The following is a 21,799-nucleotide window of genomic DNA, read 5'->3' as shown; positions in this document are numbered from 1 at the left end:
GGAGAGACGGGCGATGGATCGTCAGGACGAGACACTGCGGACGCTGGAGCGCCGGCTGCGCGCGGAGGACCCGCGCCTGGAGCGGGCTCTGCGCACCGGACGGCTGCCCCGGGCCTCGCACCCCTGGGTGGTACTGCTGCTCGTCCTCGCCCTCGGGACGCTGTGCGGGGGCCTGGTCGCCGGGCACGGCGTGGTGCTCGCCTCGGGACTCGTCGCGGCGGGCGTCGCCGCGCACCTGCTCGACCCGCACCCGCGCGCCCGTGGCCGCCGGACCGGCGGTGCCTTCACCCGCCCCCGGCTCACCCCGGGCCGCGGCCCCCACTCCCGGCACTGAGCGCGGGCTCCCGGTACCCGCCACCCTGCGCGCGCCCTCCGCACCCGGCCTGCGGAAATCCGGCCCCCGCCTCGCGCGAGTCCCCCACGAGCGCGAAAATTCCCACCAGTTGATACGCGCACTTCATACCGGAATCCACCCCTTCATCCTCTTTGCCGTACGTTAAAGTACTGGTCAAATAAGCAAGCCGGTCACGCTCTCATGGGCGTCCCGGCGCGTCGAGCGGCCCGTTCCCGGGGCCGCCTTCGCAGGTCTGGGAGGGGGTGGTCCCGTGGAGCACGACCGGCACACCCGCCCTCGCGCACTGCCGCTTCAACCCGGCCCCGGCGCGGCGCTCCGCCCTCCCTCTCGCGGCAGGGCCGTCGGAGTACGCCCCCGCGAAGCCGTTCCGCATAGCGCCTGACCCGGCACTCCCCGTGCGGGCCCCGGCCCGCACGCCACCGCGCCCCGTACCGCCGCCCCGCGCGGCACCGCGAGACCCACCGGCGCGCGATCCCGCACCGGTATCCCGCACCGGTATCCCGCACCACGAGACGCACCACCGCGAGTCCCCGTCCAGCCCCGCGAAGCCCCGGACGGACCGCCGTCCGGTCCGCCCCCGGAGCCCCGTACCGCTGGGCCTTCCCCTCGCACGTCCCGCAACCGACCGGGGGAGACCACTCCCCCGTATCCCCACCGTCCTTTCCGGGCTCCCCTCCCGCGCGGCCGGTCGCTCCGGCGCACCTCCGCACACCCGGCGGGGCCCGGTTCCGTCCCCTACCCACGCACGGGTGTTCTGTGCGCGCAGCAGGGATGACACGGTATGGGCTGTCACGGTCCCCCCGTGGCACCCGTCCCCGCACACCCTGCACGCAGCCGCGCGCGAGCGACACACCGTACGGAGTTCTCGATGGAGCCCACCGCTCACTTCACCAAGACCGCTCTCCCCGGGATCGGGGCGCGCTACGACCTGGACACGCAGTCCGGCCGCCACCTGTCGGTCGTCGTGCACCAGGACGGCCGCCGTGTCCTCGGCCTCCACGACCCGGAGGACGAGGACAGCTGCCGCGACGCCGCCCAGCTCGACCCCGGCGAGTCGCTCGCGCTCGCCGGACTGCTCAAGCCCGACCCGGTGCGCTACCTGCGCCAGCACGTGGAGATCGACCTCGTCACCGAGCACATCCCGGTGACGAAGCGCTCCCCCTTCGCGGGCCGGATGCTCGGCGCCACGCAGGCACGTACGAAGACCGGGGCCTCGATCGTCGCCGTCCTGCGGCGCACCGACGCGGTTCCTTCCCCGACCCCGGATTTCCGCTTCGCGATCGGCGACGTACTGGTCGTCGTCGGGACCCGTGAGGGAGTGGACGCCGTGGCCGAACTGATCGCTGGAGGATGACCCCTCGTGCACGACACGACGACTGAACTGCTGATAGAGCTGGGCGCGATCATTCTCGGCCTCGGCATACTCGGCCGCCTGGCCGGGCGGATCGGCTTCTCCCCCATCCCCCTCTATCTCCTGGCGGGCCTGGCCTTCGGCAAGGGCGGTTTCCTGCCGCTCAACGCCAGTGAGGAGTTCGTCGCCACCGGTGCCGAGATCGGGGTGATCCTGCTGCTCCTCCTGCTCGGCCTGGAGTACAGCGCCTCCGAACTCGTCACCAACCTCAAGAAGCAGTACCCCTCGGGCATCGTGGACTTCGTCCTGAACGCCCTGCCGGGGTTCGTGTGCGCGCTGATCCTCGGCTGGGGCCTCGTGGCCGCCGTGGCCCTGGCCGGGGTCACCTGGATCTCCTCCTCGGGGGTCATCGCGAAGGTCCTCGGCGACCTGGGACGGCTCGGCAACCGCGAGACGCCCGTGATCCTCGGGGTGCTCGTCATCGAGGACCTCGCGATGGCGATCTACCTGCCGATCCTCACCGCGCTGCTCGCCGGGCTCAGCCTCGGCGGCGCGAGCCTGACGCTCGTCATCTCGCTGGGCACCGTGGGCCTCGTGCTCTACCTCGCGCTGCGCCACGGCCGCCTCATCAGCCGGGCCGTCTCCTCGGACAACCCCGAGATGCTGCTCCTCGTCGTGCTCGGCCTGACCGTCCTCGTCGCGGGCGTCGCCGCCGAACTCCAGGTCTCCGCCGCAGTCGGCGCCTTCCTCGTCGGCATCGCGCTCTCGGGCGAGGTCGCCGAGGGCGCGCACAACCTGCTCGCGCCGCTGCGCGACCTGTTCGCCGCCGTCTTCTTCGTCTTCTTCGGCCTCTCCACCAACCCGGCGGACATCCCGCCGGTCTTCCTCACCGCGCTGCTCCTCGCCGTCGTCACCGTGCTCACCAAGATCGCCACCGGCTGGTACGCGGCCCGGCGGGCCGGGGTCCAGCGGGCCGGGCGCTGGCGGGCGGGCGGCACGCTCGTGGCGCGCGGCGAGTTCTCCATCGTCATCGCGGGCCTCGCGGTCGGCACGGCGCCCGAGATCGGGCCGCTGGCGACCGCGTACGTCCTGATCCTCGTCATCCTCGGGCCGCTCACCGCCCGCTGGACCGAACCCCTCGCGCGGCGCTTCCTGTACCGCGAGGACGCCGTCAAGGACCGCCCCGTACCCGCCGAGCCCCCGGGGGCGCGGGCCGTCGACAACCCGGGCAGTACCGCGCCCGCGAACTGAGGGGGCGAGCACATGCAGCCCAGAGAGATCCCGGAGCTGTACACGGAGGGCTTCCGCGAGACCCTCACCGAGGTCGCGAAGAGCGGGCGGCGGCTGCAGCGCGAGGAGATCGAGGCGCGGCGCAGGCTCGGCGAACAGGCGGCGGAGGCCGGGTACGGGCTGCGTTCGCTCGTCAACGGGCTCCTCGCCGCCGCGCGCAGCAACTGGCCGGCCCCGCCCGGCGCCTCGGCGCCCGAGGTGCTCGCCGCCGTGGAGCAGGCGGTGGACGCGAGCGCCGAGGGCTACGAGCGGGCCCAGCGACTCGCGGTGCGCCACGAGGAGGCCGCGCGCCGGGAGTTCATCGACGACCTGCTGCACGGGCGCGGCAACCAGGGCCGCATGGCCGAGCGTGCCGAGCGCTTCGGGCTGCGGCTCGCGCACGCGCACGTCGTCGCCGTGGCGCGCGGCGCGGAGGCGTACGACGACGGCCACCCCGTCACGCGCGGCGTGCAGGACGCCGTCTTCGCCCGCTTCGGGGACCGCAGGACGCTCCTCACCACGAAGGACGAGGTGCTGATCTGCGTCGCGCCGAGCGGGCAGGAGGAGATCGCGCGGTTCTTCGCGAAGCAGGCGTACGTGCGGGGCAAGGAGTGCCGCGCGGCGGTCGGCCGCCCGCACACCGGGCCCGGCGGGGTCGTGCGCAGTTACGAGGAGGCGCTCGAAGTCCTGCGGGTCGGCGAGCGGATGGAGCTGGCCGAGCCGGTGCTGCACGCCGAGGACCTGCTCGTCTTCCCCGTGCTCACGCGCGACCGGCAGGCGATGTACGACCTCATGGACACCGTGCTCGGGCCGCTGGAGGAGGCGCGCGGCGGTGCGGGGCCGCTCCTCGCGACGCTGCGCGAGTACTTCGAGGCGGGGTGCGTCTCGGCCGAGGCGGCGCGGCGCCTCAACCTGAGCGTCCGGGCCCTCACGTACCGCCTGGAGCGCATCCGGACCCTCACCGGGCTCGACCTCGCCGACTCCCTCGACCGCTACTCGCTGCACACGGCGGTCATCGGCGCGCGGCTCTTCGGCTGGCCGCGCGGCGTGCGGACGGAGCAGCAGGCAGGCTGAGGGGGCGAAGCGGCCCGGCGTGATGGTACGGGCCGGGGCGCCGCGTTCCCGTGCCGCCGGGCCACCGCCCCGCCGCGCCCCCGCGCCGCCGGGCCGGTGCACAGCCGCGCCCTGACGGCCCCTCAATCACCGCCCTCTTGGCGGTCGAAGGGGGTCTGCCTGCGCCTTTATGCTCTACGGGACCGCAGCGGCGCCACTCGGGAGTGCGCGCCGCGCCCCGGAAGTCCCAGGAGGATGTGCGCGATGGTGTTCAAGCGGCTGCTCGGTGCGCTCGGCGCGGGCGGGCCCTCGGTCGACACGGTGCTCGCCGACGGGCCCGTGCTGCCGGGCGGCACGCTCACGGGAGAGGTCCGGCTCGGCGGCGGCGAGACGCGGGCACGGGTCGAGGACATCACCCTGGAACTCCTCGCCCGCGTCGAGGCGGAGACCGAGGACGGCGAGCACGAGGGCGGGATCGTCTTCGGGCGGCACCACGTCGGCGGGGACTTCACGCTCGAAGCGGGCGAGGAGCGGGTCCTGCCCTTCGCGCTCGCGGTGCCGTGGGAGACGCCGACGACGGAGCTGTACGGGCAGCCGCTCGGCATCGTCCTCGGGGTGCGCACCGACGTCGCGCTCGGCGGGGCGCGCGACAAGGGGGACCTCGATCCCCTCGTGGTGACCGCGCTCCCCGTGCAGGAGGCGGTGCTCGACGCCTTCGGGCGGCTCGGCTGGGGCTTCCGCTCGGCGGACCTGGAGCTGGGCAGGATCGGCGGTACGGGGCAGCGGCTGCCCTTCTACCAGGAGATCGAGCTGACGCCGCCGCCCGCGCTCGCGCACGCCGTCAACGAGGTCGAGGTCACCTTCCTCGCCTCGGCCGCGGGCGCCGAGGTGGTCCTGGAGGCGGACAAGCGGGGCGGCCTGCTCGGCGGGGGCCACGACGCACTGACCCGGTTCAGCGTCGCGCACGCGGACGTCCCGGGCCTGGACTGGACGAGCGAGGTCGACGGCTGGGTCACCCACCTCCTGGAGCACAGCTCGGCGTACGGCGATCACGGCTCGTACTACAACCACGCGGACCCGCACGGCGGCGGCCACGGGGGCCACCACGAGGGGCACGGGGCCGGGGGCGCGGTGCTCGCGGGGGCCGCCGGACTCGCGGTGGGCGCGGCGGGCGGTCTCGTCGCGGCCGAGGTGATCGACGAGGTGGGCGACTGGTTCGAGGGGGACGACGAGGGCGGGAGCGAGGACGGCGAAGGCGGCGAGGAGTGAGCGCGCCCCGGCGGCGCGGACCGGAAGGGGGCGCACGGCCCTCTCCCCCCGGTTCCACACTGCTGTAGATTCTGGCCGGTGCGCCGCTCCGCCCCGGTCCGGCGTACCGCCCGAAGCCCCCTTCTCCCAGGAGCGCACCCGGTGTTCGGACTCAGTGAGCTGGCGATCCTGCTCCTCGTCGTGATCGTGGTACTCGGTGTGAAGCGGCTCCCGGGACTCGTGCGCTCGGCGGGCCGGGCGAGCCGCGTGCTCAGGAGCGAGGCGCGCGCGACCGGGGACGCGCCGCTCACGGACCCGGCCGACCCCAAGCTCATCCGGGCCCGGCCCGGGGACTGGACCCGTGAGCGGGACGAGCCCGCCGCCTGAGAGAACCCCCCGGCGCTGCCTACACTTGTGCGGCCGGGCGGGACCCCGGCGCGGGACCGGCGGAACGGAGAGCGGTGTGAGCGGGGACGGCAGCGGCTTCGCGGGCGACCCGCCGCCGGAGGCGCTCGACGCGGCGGCGACGGTCTTCGGACTGCTCGCCTCCCCGGCCCGGCTGCACCTCGTCTGGGCCCTGGCGGGCGGCGAGAGCGACGTGACGCGGCTCGCGCAGCGGCTCGGCGGCGCCCTCCCCGCCATCAGCCAGCACCTGACGAAGCTCAAGCTCGGCGGTCTCGTCGGCTCCCGCCGCGAGGGCCGCCGCCAGGTCTACTACCTGCGCGATCCCCGGATCGTCGAGCTGGTCGGCGCGCTGCTCGCCCCGGGGAGCGAGGCCCCCGCCGCACCCGAGCGGTCCCTCGGTGCCTGAGACAGCGGCGCCCCTGCACGTCCTGCGCCGCCTGGAGTCCTCGCCGCGCGGGCTCACGGAGGAGCAGGCGGCGCTGCGCGCGGCGCGGTACGGGCCGAACCTGCCGCCCGCGCCCGTGCTCACACCGTGGTGGCGGCTCGCGCGGCGGGGTCTCGCCGACCCGTTCACGGCCGTGCTCCTCGCGCTCTCCCCCGTCTCGGCGCTCGTCGGCGCGTGGGGCACGGCCGCCGTCACCGCGCTGCTCGTCGGTCTCAGCCTCCTCCTGCGCGCCCTCGGGCAGCGCAGGGCCGAGCGCGCCTCGGCGGCGCTCGGCGCGCTCCTCGGGGACACGGCGGCGGTACGGCGCAGGGCGCGCCCGGACGCGGAGCCCCGGGTGCGGGATGTGCCGGTGGCGGAGCTGGTGCCGGGGGACGTCGTGCTGCTCGGTCCGGGCGACCGCGTCCCGGCGGACCTGTGGCTGCTGCGGACGCGGGGGCTGCGGCTGCGTCAGGCGGCGCTGAGCGGCGAGTCCGACGCGGTCGCGCGGCGGGCCGGGGACCCCGGCGGGGCGCTGCTGGGCTCGACGGTCGCGAGCGGCACGGCGACCGGCCTCGTGACGGCGACCGGGACGCGGACGCGGCTGCTCGGTGCCTGGGACGGGCCGCCGCGCCCCGCGAGCGCGTTCGCCGCCTCGGTGCGCGGCGTCGCCTGGACGCTCGTGCGGTTCATGCTCCTCGTCCCGCCGCTCGTGCTGTGCGCGGACGCGCTGGCGCAGGGGCAAGGGGCGCAGACACTGCCGTTCGCCGTCGCGGTCGCCGTGGGCCTGACGCCGGAGATGCTGCCGGTGGTGGCGACGCTCGCGCCCGCGCGGGCGGCGCTGCGGCTCGCGGCGGAGCACGGCGTGATCGTCAACCGTCCCTCGGCGCTGCACGACCTGGGCGCGGTGGAGGTCCTGTGCGTCGACAAGACGGGGACGCTGACGGCGGACGAGCCGCGCGCGCACGCGAGTCTCGACGCGCGCGGGGCCCCCGACCCCGAGCCCTTGCGGCTCGCGGCGGTCGCGGCGGCGTGGACGCTGGAGCTGGGCGAGGTGCCGCGCCCGGCGCCGCTCGACGAGGCGCTGCTCGCGGCGGCGGACGCGGCGGGCATCGATCCGCTCGGGTCCGAGGGGATCGCCGCGCTCCCCTTCGACGCGGAACGGCGGCGGGCGAGCGTGCTCCTCGCCGAGTCCGGGGTGCCCGGCGCGCACGTGCTCGTGGTGAAGGGCGCGGTGGACGCCGTCCTCGAACGGTGCGGGTGCGGGCCCGGGGAGCGGGCGCGCGCCGAAGCGCTCGCCGGTAGGCTCGCGGCGGACGGGCTGCGGGTGCTCGCGGTGGCGACGGCGCGGCGGGCCGCGCGGCCCGGCCGGCGGTACACGCCCGCCGACGAGCGGGGCCTCGCGCTCGCGGGCTTCGTGACGTTCAGGGACCCGCCGGTGGCCGGGGTGGCGGGGGCGCTGCGCGAGCTGACCGGCCTCGGGGTCGAGGTGCGGGTCCTGACGGGCGACCAGCCGGGCACGGCGGCGCGGGCCTGCCGGGAGCTGGGGCTCGATCCGGGCGAGGTCGTCGACATGCGCGCGCTCGCGGCGCTCCCGGAGGCCGAGCGGGCGGTGCGCGCGGCGCGGGGGCGGGTCTTCGCGCGGTGCGCGCCGGAGGACAAGGCGTGGCTCGTGGCGAGGACACGCGCGGCGGGCCGGGTCACGGGTTTCCTCGGCGACGGCTGGAACGACGTGCCCGCGTTGCGTGCCGCGGACGTGGGACTGTGCCCGCCGGGGGCGGTGGCGCTCGCGCGCGAGCACGCCGACCTCGTTCTCGGCGGCAAGGACCTGGGGGCGGCGGCGCACGCGGTACGGGCCGGGCGGAGCGGTACGGCGACGGTCCTCGCGTATCTGCGCGCCGCGCTCTCGTCGAACCTCGGCAACGTCGTGGCGATGCTCGTCGCGGGGCTGCTGCTGCCGTTCCTGCCGATGCTGCCCGCCCAGGTGCTGGTGCAGAACCTGTGCTTCGACCTGGCGCAGACCGCGTACGTACGGCGCGGGGCCGCCGCGCGCCCCTCGGCGCGCCCCGTGCCGCTGCGGACGCGAGCGCTGGTGCGGCAGATCCTCGGGTACGGGGCGCTCAACGCGGGGGTCGACGTGCTGACCTTCGCGGCGCTCGCGTGGGGCGCGGGGGGTGCGGCGGGGACGCGGTGGCAGGCGCTCTTCCACGCGGGGTGGTTCACCGAGAACCTGCTCACGCAGGCGCTCGTGCTCGTGGTGCTGCGGCCGGGGGCGGGCCGGGTGCCGAAGGTGCTGTGGGCGGCGGTGGCCGGGCTGGTCGCGGTGGGCGTGGCGCTGCCGCCGAGCCCGGTGGGCGCCGCGCTGGGGATGGTGGCGTTGCCGTGGCGCGTGTGGGCGGCGCTCGCGCTGCTGATGCTCGCGTACGGGGGTGCGCTGCGGTGGATACGGGGGCGGGGGCGGCCCGGGTGGGAGCCGGCCGCCCCCGCGTACGGACCGGCCCGTGCCGGGCGGGGCCGGGCTCAGCCGTAGGACAGGTCCTCGCAGGGGTTCTCATCGGCCGAGCGGGCGTCGGAGCCGACCGGTTTCGCGGGGGTGTCGGACTGGGGTGTCGCGGGGGCCGCCGCGGGGTCGTCGGCGTAGGTGCGCCCGAGGGTGACGGTGATGCCGGGTGTGCCGGTCTCGGTGAGGTTCGCGCCGGGGAACCAGTGGGCCGTGGTCGTGGCGGACTTCTTCTCACCCGGGCCGTAGGCGATGGTCGTGGTGGCCGCGGTGAGGTCGGCGGCGTTGCCCGTCGAGGCGACCGTGAAGCCGCCCGTGCCGAGGATGCCCGCGGCCTTCGCGGCGAGACCCGGCACGGTGGTGCCGTTGCGGATCGCGACGGTGATCCCGGCGCCCGTGACGGGCTCGGGGCTCTTGTCCGCGTCCTTGCCGCCGTTCTTCGCGTCGGCGGACTTCGACGGGCCCTTCTCCGCCCCGGCGAGCGGCTTGTCCGCCTTGAGCGCGGCCCAGAGCCGGTCGGCGTCGGGCTGGACGATCGCGACGCGCTCGCCCTCGTACCGCCAGGGGATGGTGACGAACTTCGTGTTGTGCAGGTCGACGTTCTTGAGCGAGAGGGCGAAGGAGAGCATCTTGTCGGCGGAGCCGAGTCCGGGGTCGACGGTCATCGAGCCGGTCGCGGCCTCGGCCAGCGGCAGGAGCCTGGTGGGCGTGAGGCCCTTCTCCTTCACCTTCTTCAGGAGCGCCGACACGAACGCCTGCTGCCGCTTGATGCGGCCGATGTCGGAGCCGTCGCCGACGCCGTGCCGCAGCCGCACGTAGTCGAGCGCGCGCTGGCCGGAGACCTTCTGGAGCCCCTCGTGGAAGACAAGGTCGCCGCGGGTGGGCCGCTTCGGGCTCAGGTCGCGCTGGTAGATGTCGTGGGGCAGGCAGACGGGGACGCCGCCGACGACCGAGGTCAGCTCCGAGAAGCCGTTGAAGTCGACGACGACGGTGTGGTCGACGCGGAGCCCGGTGAGCTTCTCGACGGTGTTCTGCGTGCAGGCCGGGTTGCCCTTCTCGGTCTGGCCCACGGTGAACGCCGCGTTGAACATCGTGTTCGGCTGCGGCTCGCTCCAGCTCCCGTCGGGCAGGCGGCAGCGGGGGATCTCGACGAGCGTGTCGCGGGGGACGGAGACGGCGACGGCGTGCCGGTGGTCGGCGTAGACGTGGAGCAGGAAGGCGGTGTCGGAGCGGCCGATGTCGCCCTCGCCGCCGCCGAGTTCCTTGTTCTTGCCGGAGCGCGTGTCCGAGCCGATGACGAGGATGTTCTCGCCCGGCCCGGCGTCGTCGGGCCGGTCCTTCGCGACGCCGCCCTGGTCGAAGGTGCCGATGTCACCGCTGAGCTTGAGCCACACCCAGCCGAAGCCTCCGCAGGCGAGGACGGCGAAGGCGGCGAGCACGCCGAGCCCCCTGAGGAGCCGGGAGCGGCCACTCCGGCGGGACCGCCGGGCCCCGGACCGCCGGCTCCCCGGCCGGGAAGACGCTCCGCCCTGCGCGGTCGCTTCCTTGCGAGTCATGCACGTACCCCTCGGTGGCTCGTTCCCCACGGTCGGCCGGCCCCTGACCGACTCCGCCCACGGCTGTACAGTTGCGCAATGTAGCAAGCTTCCCGGGGTGCTCGCGCTGTCCGGCCCCCGGCTCCCCGACCCGGAACGAGGCGATCATGATCCGCAACGGACTCGAACCCTGGCACCTCCTCATTCTTCTTGTCGTGGTCCTCGTCCTCTTCGGTTCCCGCAAACTGCCCGACACCGCGCGGGCGTTGGGCAAGTCGCTGCGCATCCTGCGGAGCGAGTCGCGGGCGCTGCGCGCGGAGCACGAGTCCCCCGAGGCGGGAGGGGACCCGGGCTCCGCGCGCGGGACCGGCTGAGAGAACCGGTCCTCAGTGCCCGCGGGCGACCCACTCGTCCAGGTGGGGGGCCTCGGCGCCGATCGTCGTGCTGTCGCCGTGCCCGGTGCGCACCTCGGTCCCGGCGGGCAGTCCGAGGAGCTTCCAGCGGATCGACTCGATGATGGTCGGGAAGTCGCTGAAGGAACGCCCCGTGGCCCCGGGCCCGCCCGCGAAGAGCGTGTCCCCGGTGAAGACCGTGCCGAGCGCGGGGGCGTACAGGCACACCGCGCCGGGCGAGTGGCCCGGCGTGTGCAGCACCGTCAGCTCCGTACCGGCGACACCGAGGACCTGGCCGTCCGCCAGTTCGCCGTCCGGCAGTATCCCCGGGTGCGTGAGCTTCCAGAGCGGGACGTCCTCCGGGTGGAGCAGCACGGAGGCGTCGGTGACCTCGGCGAGCGCCGGGGCCGCGTCGATGTGGTCGTCGTGCGCGTGGGTGCACACGATCGCGACGACGTGCCGGTCCCCGACCGCGCGGGCGATCGCCTCGGCGTCGTGCGCCGCGTCGATGACGAGGACCTCGTGGTCGTCGCCGACGAGCCACACGTTGTTGTCGACGTCCCAGGTGCCGCCGTCGAGCGAGAAAGTGCCCGAGGTGACGACGCGTTCGATCCGTACGGCCATCAGAGGATCACCACCGAGCGGAGCACGTCGCCGTCGTGCATCTTCGTGAACGCCTGCTCGACCTCGTCGAGCGCGATCGTCTCGGTGACGAAGGCGTCGAGGTCGAGGCGGCCCTGGCGGTAGAGGTCGATGAGCATCGGGAAGTCCCGCGAGGGCAGGCAGTCCCCGTACCACGAGGACTTGAGGGCGCCGCCGCGCCCGAAGACGTCGATGAGCGGCAGGTCGACGCGCATCTCGGGGGTCGGGACGCCCACGAGGACGACGGTCCCGGCGAGGTCGCGGGCGTAGAACGCCTGCTCGTACGTCTCGGGGCGGCCGACCGCCTCGATGACGACGTCGGCGCCGAAGCCGCCGGTCAGCCCGCGGATCGCCTCGACCGGGTCGGTCGTGCGCGAGTTGACGGTGTGGGTCGCGCCGAGGCCGCGGGCGGTGTCCAGCTTGCGGTCCTCGACATCGACGGCGATGATCTTCGACGCTCCGGCGAGGCGTGCGCCCATGACGGCCGCGTCGCCGACTCCGCCGCAGCCGATGACGGCGACCGAGTCGCCGCGCGTGACGTTGCCCGTGTTGATGGCCGCGCCGATGCCCGCCATGACGCCGCAGCCGAGGAGACCGGCGGCGGCCGGGGACGCCTCGGGGTCGACCTTGGTGCACTGCCCCGCGGCGACGAGGGTCTTCTCCGCGAAGGCGCCGATGCCGAGCGCCGGGGTCAGCTCGGTGCCGTCCTCCAGCGTCATCCGCTGCTTCGCGTTGTGCGTGTTGAAGCAGTACTGCGGCCTGCCGCGCTCGCAGGCGCGGCACTCCCCGCACACCGCGCGCCAGTTGAGGATCACGAAGTCACCGGGGGCGACCTCGGTGACGCCCTCGCCGACGGATTCGACGATGCCGGACGCCTCGTGGCCGAGCAGGAAGGGGAACTCGTCGTTGACCCCGCCCTCCCGGTAGTGGAGGTCCGTATGACAGACCCCGCACGCCTGGACGCGTACGACCGCCTCGCCGGGCCCGGGGTCCGGGACGGTGATCGTGGCGATCTCGACCGCAGCCCCCTTCGCCCGCGCGATGACGCCCTGAACCTGCTGTGGCATGGATGCCGCCTCTCTCGTTCCGACCTGTCCGACCCGCTCGGTGCCCGCGTGGAATGCGGAGGGTCCGCGACAGGGGCGATTCTCCCCCAGCACCCCCTGCCCACCGCCGAGGGGGAGACTCCCGGCGGGTCCGCGCCGCGCCCGCTACCCTGTCGGTTTCCGTCGAAGGGGGGCGCCGTGCGCGTCGGTACGGCACGAAAGGCGGCCCACGACTGGGTGGCACGGCACGGCCGCGCGCTGCCCGGCTTCGCGGGGGCGTACTTCAGCGGCTCGACGGTGGGGCTCGACGCGGCGGACACGCTCTCGCCGTACGCGGACATCGATCTCGTCGTCGCGCTCGACACGCCCCGGCCGCCCCCGAAGCCCGGCAAGTTCCGGCACGCCGGGGCGCTCCTGGAGGTCACGTACGAGCCGTGGGCGGCGCTCGCCTCGCCGCACGCGGTGCTCGGCGACTACCACCTGGCGCCGCCCCTGGCCCGTACGGACACCCTGGTCGCCGACCCGGACGGGCGGCTCGCGGCGCTCGTCGCCGACGTCGCGCGCGGCTTCGCCCGCCCGGAGCACGTCCTGCGCCGCTGCGCGCACGCGGCGGGACGGGTGCGGAACGGGCTCGCGGCGATCCCCGCGGACGCGCCCTGGCACCGGCAGGTCACGGCGTGGCTGTTCCCGAGCGGCGTCACCGCGCACGTCCTCCTCGTCGCCGCGCTGCGCAACCCGACGATCCGGCTGCGCTACCCCGCCGTCCGCGAAGTCCTCGTGCCGGGCCCGCACGAGGGGCTGTACGAGGACCTGCTCGGCGCGCTCGGCTGCGCCCACCTGGACCGGGCCCGCGTGACCGAGCACCTCGCCGTGCTCACGGAGACGTTCGACGCGACGTCCGGGGTCCCCGCGCGCACGCCGTTCCCCTACGCGGCCGACCTGCGGCCCGAGGCCAGGCCCGTCGCCGTGGACGGGAGCGCGGATCTCGTGGAGCGGGGCCTGCACCGCGAGGCGGTGTTCTGGATCGTCGCGACGCTCGCGCGCTGCCACACCGTCCTCTCCGCCGACGCCCCGGCCGCCCACCGTCGCCTGCTGCCCGGCTTCCGCGACGTCCTCGCCGACCTGGGCCTGTTCGCGTACGCGGACCTGCGGGCGCGCGGGGAGCGGACGGCCGCCGCGCTGCTGCCGCGCGTCGAGGAGGCGGCGGCCCGGCTCGTGCGCGAGGGGGCGCCCCCACCCCGTCCCGGCAAGTGAGGTGTGACTGTCACACACATCACTCGTTTGACGGAGTGCACCACGCCCCACGCCCCGTCACTCGAAAGGCGCCCCCATGCCGACGCGTTCGCGGCCCTCCCCCACCGCCGGGGAGCGGATCGACCTCGACCTCGCCGAAGCCGCCCTCGTCGAGCGGTACGCACGCCTCGTACGGCTCACCTACCTCGTCCTGCCGACCTCGCTCACGCGGCACCGCAGGGTCCTCACCGCGCACGGCATCGTGCAGCGGGCCCTGCCGGGCACGGGCACGCGACTCCTGCGGCCCGCGCCGCGCCGGGTCCCCGCGCCGCGCGGCGCCCACGAGCGCCCCGGGTACGCCTGGGTGCGCGAGCAGGTCCTGCGCGAGGCGCTGCGCCACGCGCGCCGCCCCTCCTGGTGGCCGCACCGCCTGCCGCCGCCGCGCGCCCTGCGCCCCGGGCTGCCCACCGTGATCGGCCTGCGGCTCTTCCCGCACGCGGGCGGCACGGAGGAGGTCGCGCTCGACCAGGCGCTCGGGCAGACGGACGGCGCGACGCGCGCGGCCTTCGTCCTCGCGACGCTGGACGAGCTTCCCCCCGAGGGCGTCGACGACGTCCTCGTACGCCTCGGGGTCGAGGACCCAGCGGGCGCCCGTGAGCGCGCGGCGGGTCTCGCCGGGGCGGCGCGGGGCGCGGCCGAAGCCCTCGTGCGCTCCGACGAGTTCGACCCCTCCTCGCTGCGCACCCAGCCCACGGACCTCCTGCGCCGCAGGCACCGGGTGCGCCTCGGGCTGATCACGGGAACGGCGCTGGTCGTCACGGGCGGCGTCCTCGGAGTCGTCGGCTCGGGCGCCACGCCCCTCACCGGGCCCCCGCCGGTGCCGCACGGCAGCGGGGCGCTCGACCCGGACCGGCTCGTCGTCCGCTCCCGCACCTCCTGGGACGACACCGCGCGGGTGGACTTCACCGCGTGGCCCGCGCGCGGCTCCCGCACGAAGGACACGGACCTGCTCGCGAAGGCCCTCAACGCCTGGGCGCGCGCGGGCGGGGCGCTCGGCGAGGACGGGCGGACGGGCCGCGCGGCGGGCATCGCGTTCACGCGGGCTCCCGGGACACCGGCGGGCGCGCCGACGGGTTCGCCGCGACTGCTGTACGCGGGGAACGTCGAGGGGGACGCGGTCGTGCTCCTCCACGACGGCGACCGCGTCGCCCGGTACACGGAGCCCGCCTCGGGGGGCGGCGCGGCCTTCGAGGTGGGCCGTACCGACGACGCCGACGTGACGACGGCCGCCGCGCTCGTCCTGCACCGGTCGAAGGCGGGCGCGCGCTGGCTCACGGCGCCGTGGATCGACGAGTCCGCGACCCGGGACCTGCTGCGCCCCGACACCCCGGCCCGCGCCCTCGGCGTGTCGAAGGACGGCATCACCTCGCCGCTGCCCGAACCGCCCGCCGGGGGCGGCTGCGGCACGTGGCCGGTCGTGCAGTTCCGTTCCTCGGCGCGGATCGTCGAGAAGCACTCGTTCCTCCTCACCGACCTCGGCGCCCTCTCCCCCGTGCACCTCACCTACACGCCGCCGCCCGGCGCGGGCGCCCCCGCCAGGCAGCCGCGCGAGGCCACCGGCTCCCGGGCGCTCGTGACGTGGGCGCGGCTCGCCTGCCGCCTCGGCGCGCTGCGCGGCGAGGGCGTACGGGCCGTCAATACGTGGGACTACGCGGCGCAGCGGCTCCCCGAGGGCGGCGGCGAGGCGGTGTGGGCGTGCACGCGCGCCGACACGTGGGCGGGGCGCGGCGACGTGTTCCTGTCGCTGCGCACCCCGGCGGCGCGCCCCGCGGCCCCCGTCGAGGTCGTGGCCCGCGCGGACGACACGGCGGCGTGCAGCCGCTTCGGGCAGCACGTCGTGGCGGGCGCGCGCTGGAAGTCCCCGCAGGGGCACTGGTACGCGCTCGGCGCGGGCAGCCGCCAGGTCACCGCGCTCACCACGAGCGGCGCGGTCTCGGGCACGCACCCGGGGGCGACGTTCGCCGTGCGGGCGCCGGAGGACGGGCCCGTCCGGGTGCGGGCACGACTGGGGAACGGGGAGACCCTGGACGAGGTGGGGCGCTGACGGGCCGGAACACCCGAGGGCCCCTCCGGGAGGGCCGTGTGCCGTCGCTTCGCCGGGCGGGGCCGGGGCGGGGCGTGGACACTGTGGCGATGAGCCACGACGAGCGTGACAGGGACCGCCTGGAGCGGCACGAGGCGGAGACGCTGGGGGCCGCCCTCGCGGCGGAGCGGCGCAGGGCGCGCAGGGCGCTCGCCGCGCGGGCCAGGGACGCCGACGACCTGGCCCGGCTGCTCGACGCGCTGGGGCTGCGGCCCGAGGAGGGACGACGGGAACCGGAGTGAGGCGTCCGCGAGGCGGGCGGCGGTCCGCCCGCCTCGCGGACGCCCCGCGCGGACGCCCTTCTCAGGCATCCCCCTGGACTTCTCAGGCATCCCCGTCGGGTCTCTCAGGCATTCCCCTCGGGCTGCCCGGCGAAGTACGTCGCGATCATGTCCTCGCCGCCGTGTCCCTCGTCGCGCGCGCGGGCGAAGCGGGCGGCCGTGGCGTCGAGGAGGTCGAGGCGGGCGCCGCTGCCGCGGGTGGCCTCCAGGATGAGGCGCGTGTCCTTCAGAGCGGTGGAGAGCGCGAAGCTGGGGTCGAGTGCGCCCTTCAGGAGCGCGTCCGCCTTCATCTGGAGGTACGGGCTGTCGAGCGCCCCGCCCGTGACCGTGTCGAGGAAGAGCCGCGGGTCCACGCCGAGCGCGTCGGCCACGTTCAGGGACTCGGCGACGGCGCTCACGAGGTTGACGAGCCAGGAGTTCACGACGAGCTTGAGGCGTGTCGCGTCGCCGGGCTCGCTCCCCGCCCACACCGTGCGCTGGCCGATCGCGTCGAGTACGGGCGTGACGGCGGGCCGTGCCGCCTCGTCACCCGAGACCAGGACGATCAGCTTGCCCTGCTCGGCGGGTTCCTTCGTGCCCGAGACGGGGCTGTCGAGGTAGACGACGCCGTGTGCGGCGGCCTTCTCGGCGAGCGTCGCGGTGGCCGCGAGGCCCACGGTGGACGCCTGGAGCCAGGGCTGCCCCGCGCGCAGTCCCTCCGCCGCCTGCTCCATCACGGAGGCGACCGCCGTGCCGTCGTTGAGGACCGTGAGGACGACGTCGGCGCCGCGCACGGCGGCGGCGGGATCGGCGGCGAGTTCCGCCCCGTCCGCGACAAGCGGTCGCGCCTTGTCCGTGCTGCGGTTCCAGACGCGCACGGAGAGGCCCTCGCGGAGCAGGCTGCGGGCCATCCCCGCGCCCATGATGCCGGTGCCGAGGACGGCGACGAGGGGTGCGTCGGACATGAGGGTTCCTCCCTGACGTGCGGTACGGCCCGCGGGCCGGGCGGGGTCGCTGTCGCCCCTCGCCCCCTCCACCCTGGCACCACCCGGCCGGTTCCGCCCCGCCGGACGGGTGCCGGGGGTGGCGCGGCCGGGCCGTGCGACGCCTGATCAGGGGGCGTTGTCAGTGGGGTGGTGCACGCTGGGGGCCGGGCGTGCGGCACGGGGCCGGCGCCGGGACGACGGGGAGCGTGTGGTGACGGTACGGGACAGGACGGACGAGCGCCGGGCGCGGGCGGCGCGGGCCTGCCTGCGGCTGCGGCAGGCGACGCGGGCGGTCCTCGCCGATCCGCGTACGGCGCCGGCGGCGGCGGTGCTGCTCGCGGGCCCGATGGCGGAGGCCGACGCCGCCCTGCGGGAGGCCGGGCTCGCGGGCAACGAGGCGGAGTTGTGCGCGCTGCTCGGGGTGCGGGCGTGAGCGCGGTGCGGCGCTGTGCCTGGGCGGAGGGCACGTCCGGGTCGATGACGGAGTACCACGACCGCGAGTGGGGCCGCCCGTCGCACGACGACGGCTACCTCTTCGAGATGCTGGTCCTGGAGGGCGCGCAGGCCGGGCTCTCCTGGTCGACGGTGCTGGGCAAGCGGGAGAACTACCGGCGGCTGCTCGACGGTTTCGACGTCAAGGCGGTCGCGGAGTACGGGCCGGGGAAGCTGGAGGCGCTGCTCGGGGACGCCGGGATCGTGCGGCACCGGCTCAAGGTGGCCTCGCTGCCGCGCAACGCGCGGGCCTTCCTCGCGGTGGCCGAGGAGTTCGGTTCCTTCGACGCGTACCTGTGGTCGTGGGTGGACGGGCGGCCCGTGGTGCGGCACCGGGCGCGCGGTGCGCGGCCACCGGCCCGTACGGACTTGTCGGACCGGCTCGCGAAGGACCTCAAGAAGCGGGGGTTCTCGTTCGTGGGGACGACGATCACGTACGCGTTCCTCCAGGCCACCGGGGTCGTGGACGACCACGCGGGGGACTGCTTCGTCGTCGGGGAGCTGAGCGGGGGCTGAGGTGCGGGGCCGGTCCCGCACCTCGGCCCCCGCAAGGTGCGGGGCCGGTCCCGGACGGCGGTGGGGGTCGCCGTGCCGGGACCGGGGGTGCGCGCCGGGTGCTGCGGCCCGGGGCCCGCTGCGAGGGACCCGGGCCGCGGGCCTCAGCCCTTCTGCTCGACGCGCACCCAGTCGATGTCGGCCTGGACGCCGCCCTGCGCGATCTTGTCGACGCTGGACTGCGGGAGGCCCCAGTAGGGCGAGGTGACCTTGTTCCACCCGGCCGGGTAGGCGCCGCCGAGTGCCAGGTTGAGGATCACGTACTGGTTGTGGTCGAAGACCCACTGGCCGCGCGTGGACTCCATCGTGTTGCGGCTCGTCTCCTGGATGACGCGGTCGTCGACGGAGAAGGTCATGCCGGTCGGCTTCCACTCGACGGCGTAGGTGTGCCACTGGTCGGCGCCGCCGTCCGGGTACGTCTGCCGCGCGCCGATGTTGCCGTCCGCGGAGTAGCCGGGGCCGTGCAGCGCGCTGGAGGTCCAGTCGTTGTAGCCGATGTTCTCCATGATGTCGGTCTCGCCGGAGCCCGGCCAGGAGACCTTGGGGTCGTCGACGTCGCTGCCGAGCATCCAGAAGGCGGGCCAGAAGCCCTCGCCGACGGGGAGCTTCATGCGGGCGCTGACCTTGCCGTAGGTGAAGTCGAACTTGGTGTTGGTGTCGATGCGGGCCGAGGTGAAGTCGTAGGTGGTGCCGTCGGCCTCGGTGCAGCCCTGGCAGTACTTCGCCTTGAGCTGGAGGACGCCGTCCCGCGTGCTGAGCGCGTCGGGCGAGTCGACGTACGCCTGCGACTCGCCGTTGACCGGGCCCATCTCCGTGCCGGTGCGCACGACGCGCCACTTGGAGCGGTCGAGCCCGTCGCTGTCGAAGTCGTCGAAGAAGGTGGTGCGGTAGTCGCCGCCCTGGTCCGCGGGGAGCGCGGGGTAGGCGGCGTCGGCGCTGCCGCCGGTGCCCCAGACCTGGAACTCGTAGAGGGAGTAGCCGAACTGCGCGGTGGCGGGTGCGGGGTTGTAGAAGGAGCGGCGCTCCTTGCCGAGCATGCGGACGTAGCGCCCGGTGGCGGGCTCGGGGAGCTGGACGGTGTCGTGCTTCCCGGCGGACTGGCCGGGGGTGCCGATGTCGGCGCGGCGGGCGGCGACCTCGTCGGCGGAGGGCTGGTAGACGGTGCGCCAGTTCTGCTTGTCGTCGGAGACCTGGATCTCGTAGTCGACGGCGAAGGCGGATTCCCAGTAGAGGTCGACGCTGTCGATGGTGGAGGAGGCGCCGAGGTCGACGGCGACCCAGCGGTCGGCGTTCCAGTCGCTGGCCCAGCGGGTCGCGTCGCCCGTGAGTCCGGCGGGGATGCCGCCGTCGGTGACGAAGGAGGGGTTGGCGCCCGCGCCCTGGTAGAGGTCGCCGTAGGCGGGGTGGTGCAGGGCGAGGTTGGTGCGCGAGGTGGAGGCGGGGGCGGGGTCGCCGCCGTAGACCTTGAAGGAGGCGAGCACGTAGCCGCCGGCCGCGGAGCGCTCGACGCCGCGCACGCGGACGTAGCGACCGCGTACCTCCTGCGGGTAGGTCTGGGCGGTGACGGTGTCGCCGTTGCCCTGGTCCTCGGTGTAGAAGGGCTGCCAGTCGGTGCCGTCGCCGGAGACCTCGACGACGTACTTCTTGCCGTAGGTGGCGCCCCAGTCGAGGACGACGCGGTCGATACGGAGCCTGCTGCCGAGGTCGACGCTCAGCCAGGCGGTGGCCGAGTCCTCGCTGGTCCAGGAGGTGCCGTCGTCGCCGTCGAAGGCGTCGGCGGCGGTGCCGCCCGAGGCGGAGGCGGCCCCCGGGTTCGCGGCGACGGCCTCTGCCGCGAGGTCGGTGTCCCACGCGGCCGCGGCGGCGCGCGGGGCGGCGCGGGGGCCGGGGTCGGCGAGGGCGGGCACGGCGAGGAGGCTCGCGGCCGAGAGGGTCGCGAGGGCGAGGGTGAGGGCGCGCCGGTGGGGGGTGCGGCGGGTGCGGGCGGGCATGGAGCACTCCTGTCGGAGGAGGTGGGGGGGGGTGCGCGACGTGGGGGGACCGGTGCCGGAGCCGGTTCGTGTTCTGCGGCGTGAGTAAACCGAGCACCAAGGAGGTCGTCAAGACTTCTAACCAAACTCGGCCCATCAGCAACTCGGTTACGGTAAAAGCCAGTTGTCGCTTCATTTCCTGAAGGAAAAGTGTTGTCGGCGCTCCCCTCGGCACGTCCCCTCCCCGTACGGCCCCACCCCGCTCGCCACTGCCCTATGCCGCCTTTAATGTGATATTTCGGAGCGTCGAAGGGCTGAAGACCATGAAGCACCGATCCGATGGCCCGGCCGACCAGGGCGGCGGGGGTTCGAGCGGCGGGCAGGGCGGGGGCGAGGGACGGCACGCGGGGCGGCAGACCGAGCGGCAGGCCAAGCGGGAGATCGTCAGGAACAGGGCCCAGGCCCACCGCTGGTGGGTGCTCGCCGTCATCGGGACCGCTCAGCTCATGGTCGTCCTGGACGCGACGATCGTGAACATCGCGCTGCCGTCCGCGCAGAAGGCCCTCGGGTTCAGCAACGGCAACCGGCAGTGGGTCATCACCGCCTACGCGCTCGCCTTCGGCTCGCTGCTGCTCCTCGGCGGCCGGGTCGCCGACATGGTCGGCCGCAAGATCGTCTTCCTGACGGGGCTCGTCGGCTTCGCCGCCGCCTCGGCGGTCGGGGGCGCGGCGCAGAGCTTCGAGATGCTCGTCGTCGCCCGCGCGGCGCAGGGGGTCTTCGGCGCGATGCTCGCGCCCGCCGCGCTCTCGCTGCTCACCACGACGTTCACGGACGCCAAGGAGCGCGCGAAAGCCTTCGGGATCTACGGGGCCGTCGCGGGCGCGGGCGGTGCGGTGGGGCTCCTGCTCGGCGGTGTGCTCACGGAGTACCTGGACTGGCGCTGGTGCCTGTACGTCAACCTGATCTTCGCGGTGCTCGCCATCGTGGGCGGGGCGCGGCTCCTGGAGGGCGGGCGCCCGGCGGAGCGTCCCGGGCTCGACCTGCCCGGCGCGTTCCTCGCGACCGCGGGGCTCTTCTGCATCGTCTACGGCTTCTCGAACGCGGAGCGGCACCACTGGGGCTCGGCGCAGACGTGGGGCTTCCTCGTCGGCGGAGTCGTGCTCCTGGTCCTCTTCGTCGTCCGGGAGCGGGTCGCGGCGCACCCGCTGCTGCCGCTGCGCGTCGTGCTCAACCGGCAGCGCGGGGCCTCGTACCTGGCGATCTTCCTGGCGGGCGCGGGGCTCTTCGGCGTCTTTCTGTTCCTGACGTACTACCTCCAGCAGATCCAGGGCTACTCCCCCATCAAGACGGGACTCGCCTTCCTCCCGATGGTCGGCGTGATGATCGTGATGTCCGTCGTGGTGACGAACGCGGTGCTGCCGCGCACGGGGCCGAAGCCGCTCGTCCCGCCGGGGATGCTCTTCGCGGCCGGGGGCATGGCCTGGCTCACGGGGCTCGATCTGCACAGCACGTACGCGGCGCACATCCTGGCGCCGCTGCTGCTCACCGGTTTCGGCGTGGGTCTCATCTTCGCCCCCGCGTTCAACATGGCGACGGCGGGCGTGCGCCCGCAGGACGCCGGGGTCGCCTCCGCGATGGTCAACACGTGCCAGCAGGTGGGCGGTTCGGTGGGGACCTCGCTGCTCAACACGCTCGCGACGACGGCGGCGACGAACTACGTGGTGGGCAAGCGGCCCACGAAGCTCGTGCTGGCGCAGGCCCAGATGCACAGCTTCACGGTGGCGTTCTGGTGGTCGGCGGCGATCTTCGGGCTCGGCGTGGTCCTGACGGGACTGATCTACCGCTGGGGGCGCCCGGCGACGGGCGATCAGACGATCGCCACCTGAGGGGGCGTACGGGTACGGGGCCGCCCGGCGCACGCCGCCGGGCGGCCCCGTACTCGC

Annotated in this window: 20 protein-coding genes; 15 read left to right on the top strand and 5 right to left on the bottom strand. The window is 75.0% G+C overall.

Annotated elements, in window-relative coordinates; translation table 11 throughout:
- Window positions 1-13 precede the first annotated feature (13 nt).
- From STTU_RS29820 to STTU_RS29785, 8 genes are all read left to right on the top strand, one after another.
- Window positions 14-334: a DUF3040 domain-containing protein gene (locus STTU_RS29820; RefSeq protein WP_007829858.1), complete on the top strand. Its 321-nt coding sequence runs from the start codon at window positions 14-16 to the stop codon at window positions 332-334.
- 889 nt (window positions 335-1,223) lie between these two features.
- The gene (locus STTU_RS29815) at window positions 1,224-1,709 is read left to right on the top strand and encodes a cation:proton antiporter regulatory subunit (protein ID WP_007829856.1); all 486 of its coding nucleotides are present in this window, start codon (window positions 1,224-1,226) and stop codon (window positions 1,707-1,709) included.
- A 6-nt stretch (window positions 1,710-1,715) separates the two neighbouring features.
- Window positions 1,716-2,957: a cation:proton antiporter gene (locus tag STTU_RS29810; RefSeq protein ID WP_007829855.1), complete on the top strand. Its 1,242-nt coding sequence runs from the start codon at window positions 1,716-1,718 to the stop codon at window positions 2,955-2,957.
- A gap of 12 nt (window positions 2,958-2,969) precedes the next feature.
- On the top strand, window positions 2,970-4,049 hold the full coding sequence (locus tag STTU_RS29805; protein WP_007829854.1) for a PucR family transcriptional regulator: 1,080 nt from the start codon (window positions 2,970-2,972) through the stop codon (window positions 4,047-4,049).
- Window positions 4,050-4,292: 243 nt separating this feature from the next.
- On the top strand, window positions 4,293-5,297 hold the full coding sequence (locus STTU_RS29800) for a sporulation protein (protein ID WP_043256728.1): 1,005 nt from the start codon (window positions 4,293-4,295) through the stop codon (window positions 5,295-5,297).
- A gap of 141 nt (window positions 5,298-5,438) precedes the next feature.
- On the top strand, window positions 5,439-5,663 hold the full coding sequence (locus STTU_RS29795) for a twin-arginine translocase TatA/TatE family subunit (RefSeq protein WP_043256726.1): 225 nt from the start codon (window positions 5,439-5,441) through the stop codon (window positions 5,661-5,663).
- Between the two features lie 76 nt (window positions 5,664-5,739).
- Window positions 5,740-6,087, top strand: coding sequence for an ArsR/SmtB family transcription factor (locus STTU_RS29790; protein ID WP_007829851.1), 348 nt, complete (start codon window positions 5,740-5,742; stop codon window positions 6,085-6,087).
- Window positions 6,080-8,632, top strand: a complete 2,553-nt coding sequence (locus STTU_RS29785; RefSeq protein WP_078519061.1) for an HAD-IC family P-type ATPase — start codon at window positions 6,080-6,082, stop codon at window positions 8,630-8,632. The genes STTU_RS29790 and STTU_RS29785 overlap by 8 nt, the downstream gene beginning before the upstream one ends.
- Here STTU_RS29785 and STTU_RS29780 read toward each other — a convergent pair.
- The gene (locus STTU_RS29780) at window positions 8,623-10,158 is read right to left on the bottom strand and encodes an LCP family protein (RefSeq protein WP_043256723.1); all 1,536 of its coding nucleotides are present in this window, start codon (window positions 10,156-10,158) and stop codon (window positions 8,623-8,625) included. The genes STTU_RS29785 and STTU_RS29780 overlap by 10 nt on opposite strands.
- A 146-nt stretch (window positions 10,159-10,304) precedes the next feature.
- Here STTU_RS29780 and tatA point away from each other — a divergent pair, with 146 nt between their 5' ends.
- Window positions 10,305-10,511, top strand: a complete 207-nt coding sequence (tatA, locus tag STTU_RS29775) for a Sec-independent protein translocase subunit TatA (protein ID WP_007829848.1) — start codon at window positions 10,305-10,307, stop codon at window positions 10,509-10,511.
- Window positions 10,512-10,523: 12 nt separating this feature from the next.
- On the opposite strand, the gene STTU_RS29770 is transcribed toward tatA, so the two are convergent.
- Both STTU_RS29770 and STTU_RS29765 read right to left on the bottom strand, forming a co-directional pair.
- Window positions 10,524-11,153 carry an MBL fold metallo-hydrolase gene (locus tag STTU_RS29770; RefSeq protein WP_007829847.1) on the bottom strand — a complete coding sequence of 210 codons (630 nt, stop codon included), beginning with the start codon at window positions 11,151-11,153 and terminating at the stop codon, window positions 10,524-10,526.
- Complete coding sequence (locus STTU_RS29765) at window positions 11,153-12,238, bottom strand: S-(hydroxymethyl)mycothiol dehydrogenase (protein ID WP_007829846.1); 1,086 nt, start codon at window positions 12,236-12,238, stop codon at window positions 11,153-11,155. Before STTU_RS29765 ends, STTU_RS29770 begins: the two co-directional genes overlap by 1 nt.
- Window positions 12,239-12,415: 177 nt before the next feature.
- Between STTU_RS29765 and STTU_RS29760 the strand changes: the two genes are divergently transcribed.
- The 3 genes from STTU_RS29760 (at window position 12,416) to STTU_RS29750 (ending at window position 15,835) form a co-directional block, all read left to right on the top strand.
- Window positions 12,416-13,471, top strand: a complete 1,056-nt coding sequence (locus tag STTU_RS29760) for a hypothetical protein (RefSeq protein WP_043256721.1) — start codon at window positions 12,416-12,418, stop codon at window positions 13,469-13,471.
- A gap of 76 nt (window positions 13,472-13,547) precedes the next feature.
- Window positions 13,548-15,554 carry a hypothetical protein gene (locus tag STTU_RS29755; protein WP_007829844.1) on the top strand — a complete coding sequence of 669 codons (2,007 nt, stop codon included), beginning with the start codon at window positions 13,548-13,550 and terminating at the stop codon, window positions 15,552-15,554.
- Between the two features lie 89 nt (window positions 15,555-15,643).
- Window positions 15,644-15,835, top strand: a complete 192-nt coding sequence (locus STTU_RS29750; RefSeq protein WP_010271563.1) for a hypothetical protein — start codon at window positions 15,644-15,646, stop codon at window positions 15,833-15,835.
- A gap of 104 nt (window positions 15,836-15,939) precedes the next feature.
- Here STTU_RS29750 and STTU_RS29745 read toward each other — a convergent pair whose 3' ends face one another.
- Complete coding sequence (locus STTU_RS29745) at window positions 15,940-16,818, bottom strand: NAD(P)-dependent oxidoreductase (protein ID WP_009062988.1); 879 nt, start codon at window positions 16,816-16,818, stop codon at window positions 15,940-15,942.
- Between the two features lie 232 nt (window positions 16,819-17,050).
- Between STTU_RS29745 and STTU_RS29740 the strand changes: the two genes are divergently transcribed.
- Window positions 17,051-17,272, top strand: coding sequence for a hypothetical protein (locus tag STTU_RS29740; RefSeq protein WP_202429710.1), 222 nt, complete (start codon window positions 17,051-17,053; stop codon window positions 17,270-17,272).
- Complete coding sequence (locus STTU_RS29735; RefSeq protein WP_311607712.1) at window positions 17,245-17,847, top strand: DNA-3-methyladenine glycosylase I; 603 nt, start codon at window positions 17,245-17,247, stop codon at window positions 17,845-17,847. Before STTU_RS29740 ends, STTU_RS29735 begins: the two co-directional genes overlap by 28 nt.
- A gap of 143 nt (window positions 17,848-17,990) precedes the next feature.
- Here STTU_RS29735 and STTU_RS29730 read toward each other — a convergent pair whose 3' ends face one another.
- Window positions 17,991-19,877, bottom strand: a complete 1,887-nt coding sequence (locus STTU_RS29730) for a discoidin domain-containing protein (protein ID WP_007829840.1) — start codon at window positions 19,875-19,877, stop codon at window positions 17,991-17,993.
- A 302-nt stretch (window positions 19,878-20,179) separates the two neighbouring features.
- Between STTU_RS29730 and STTU_RS29725 the strand changes: the two genes are divergently transcribed.
- A complete protein-coding gene (locus STTU_RS29725) occupies window positions 20,180-21,742 on the top strand; it encodes an MFS transporter (protein WP_007829839.1) in 1,563 nt (520 codons plus the stop codon).
- The last annotated feature ends 57 nt before the right edge of the window (window positions 21,743-21,799 follow it).

This window comes from Streptomyces sp. Tu6071 (assembly GCF_000213055.1).
GTDB lineage: Bacteria > Actinomycetota > Actinomycetes > Streptomycetales > Streptomycetaceae > Streptomyces > Streptomyces evansiae.
The sequence above is the reverse complement of the archived record's forward strand: the minus strand, read 5'-3'. Positions and strand labels throughout refer to the sequence as shown.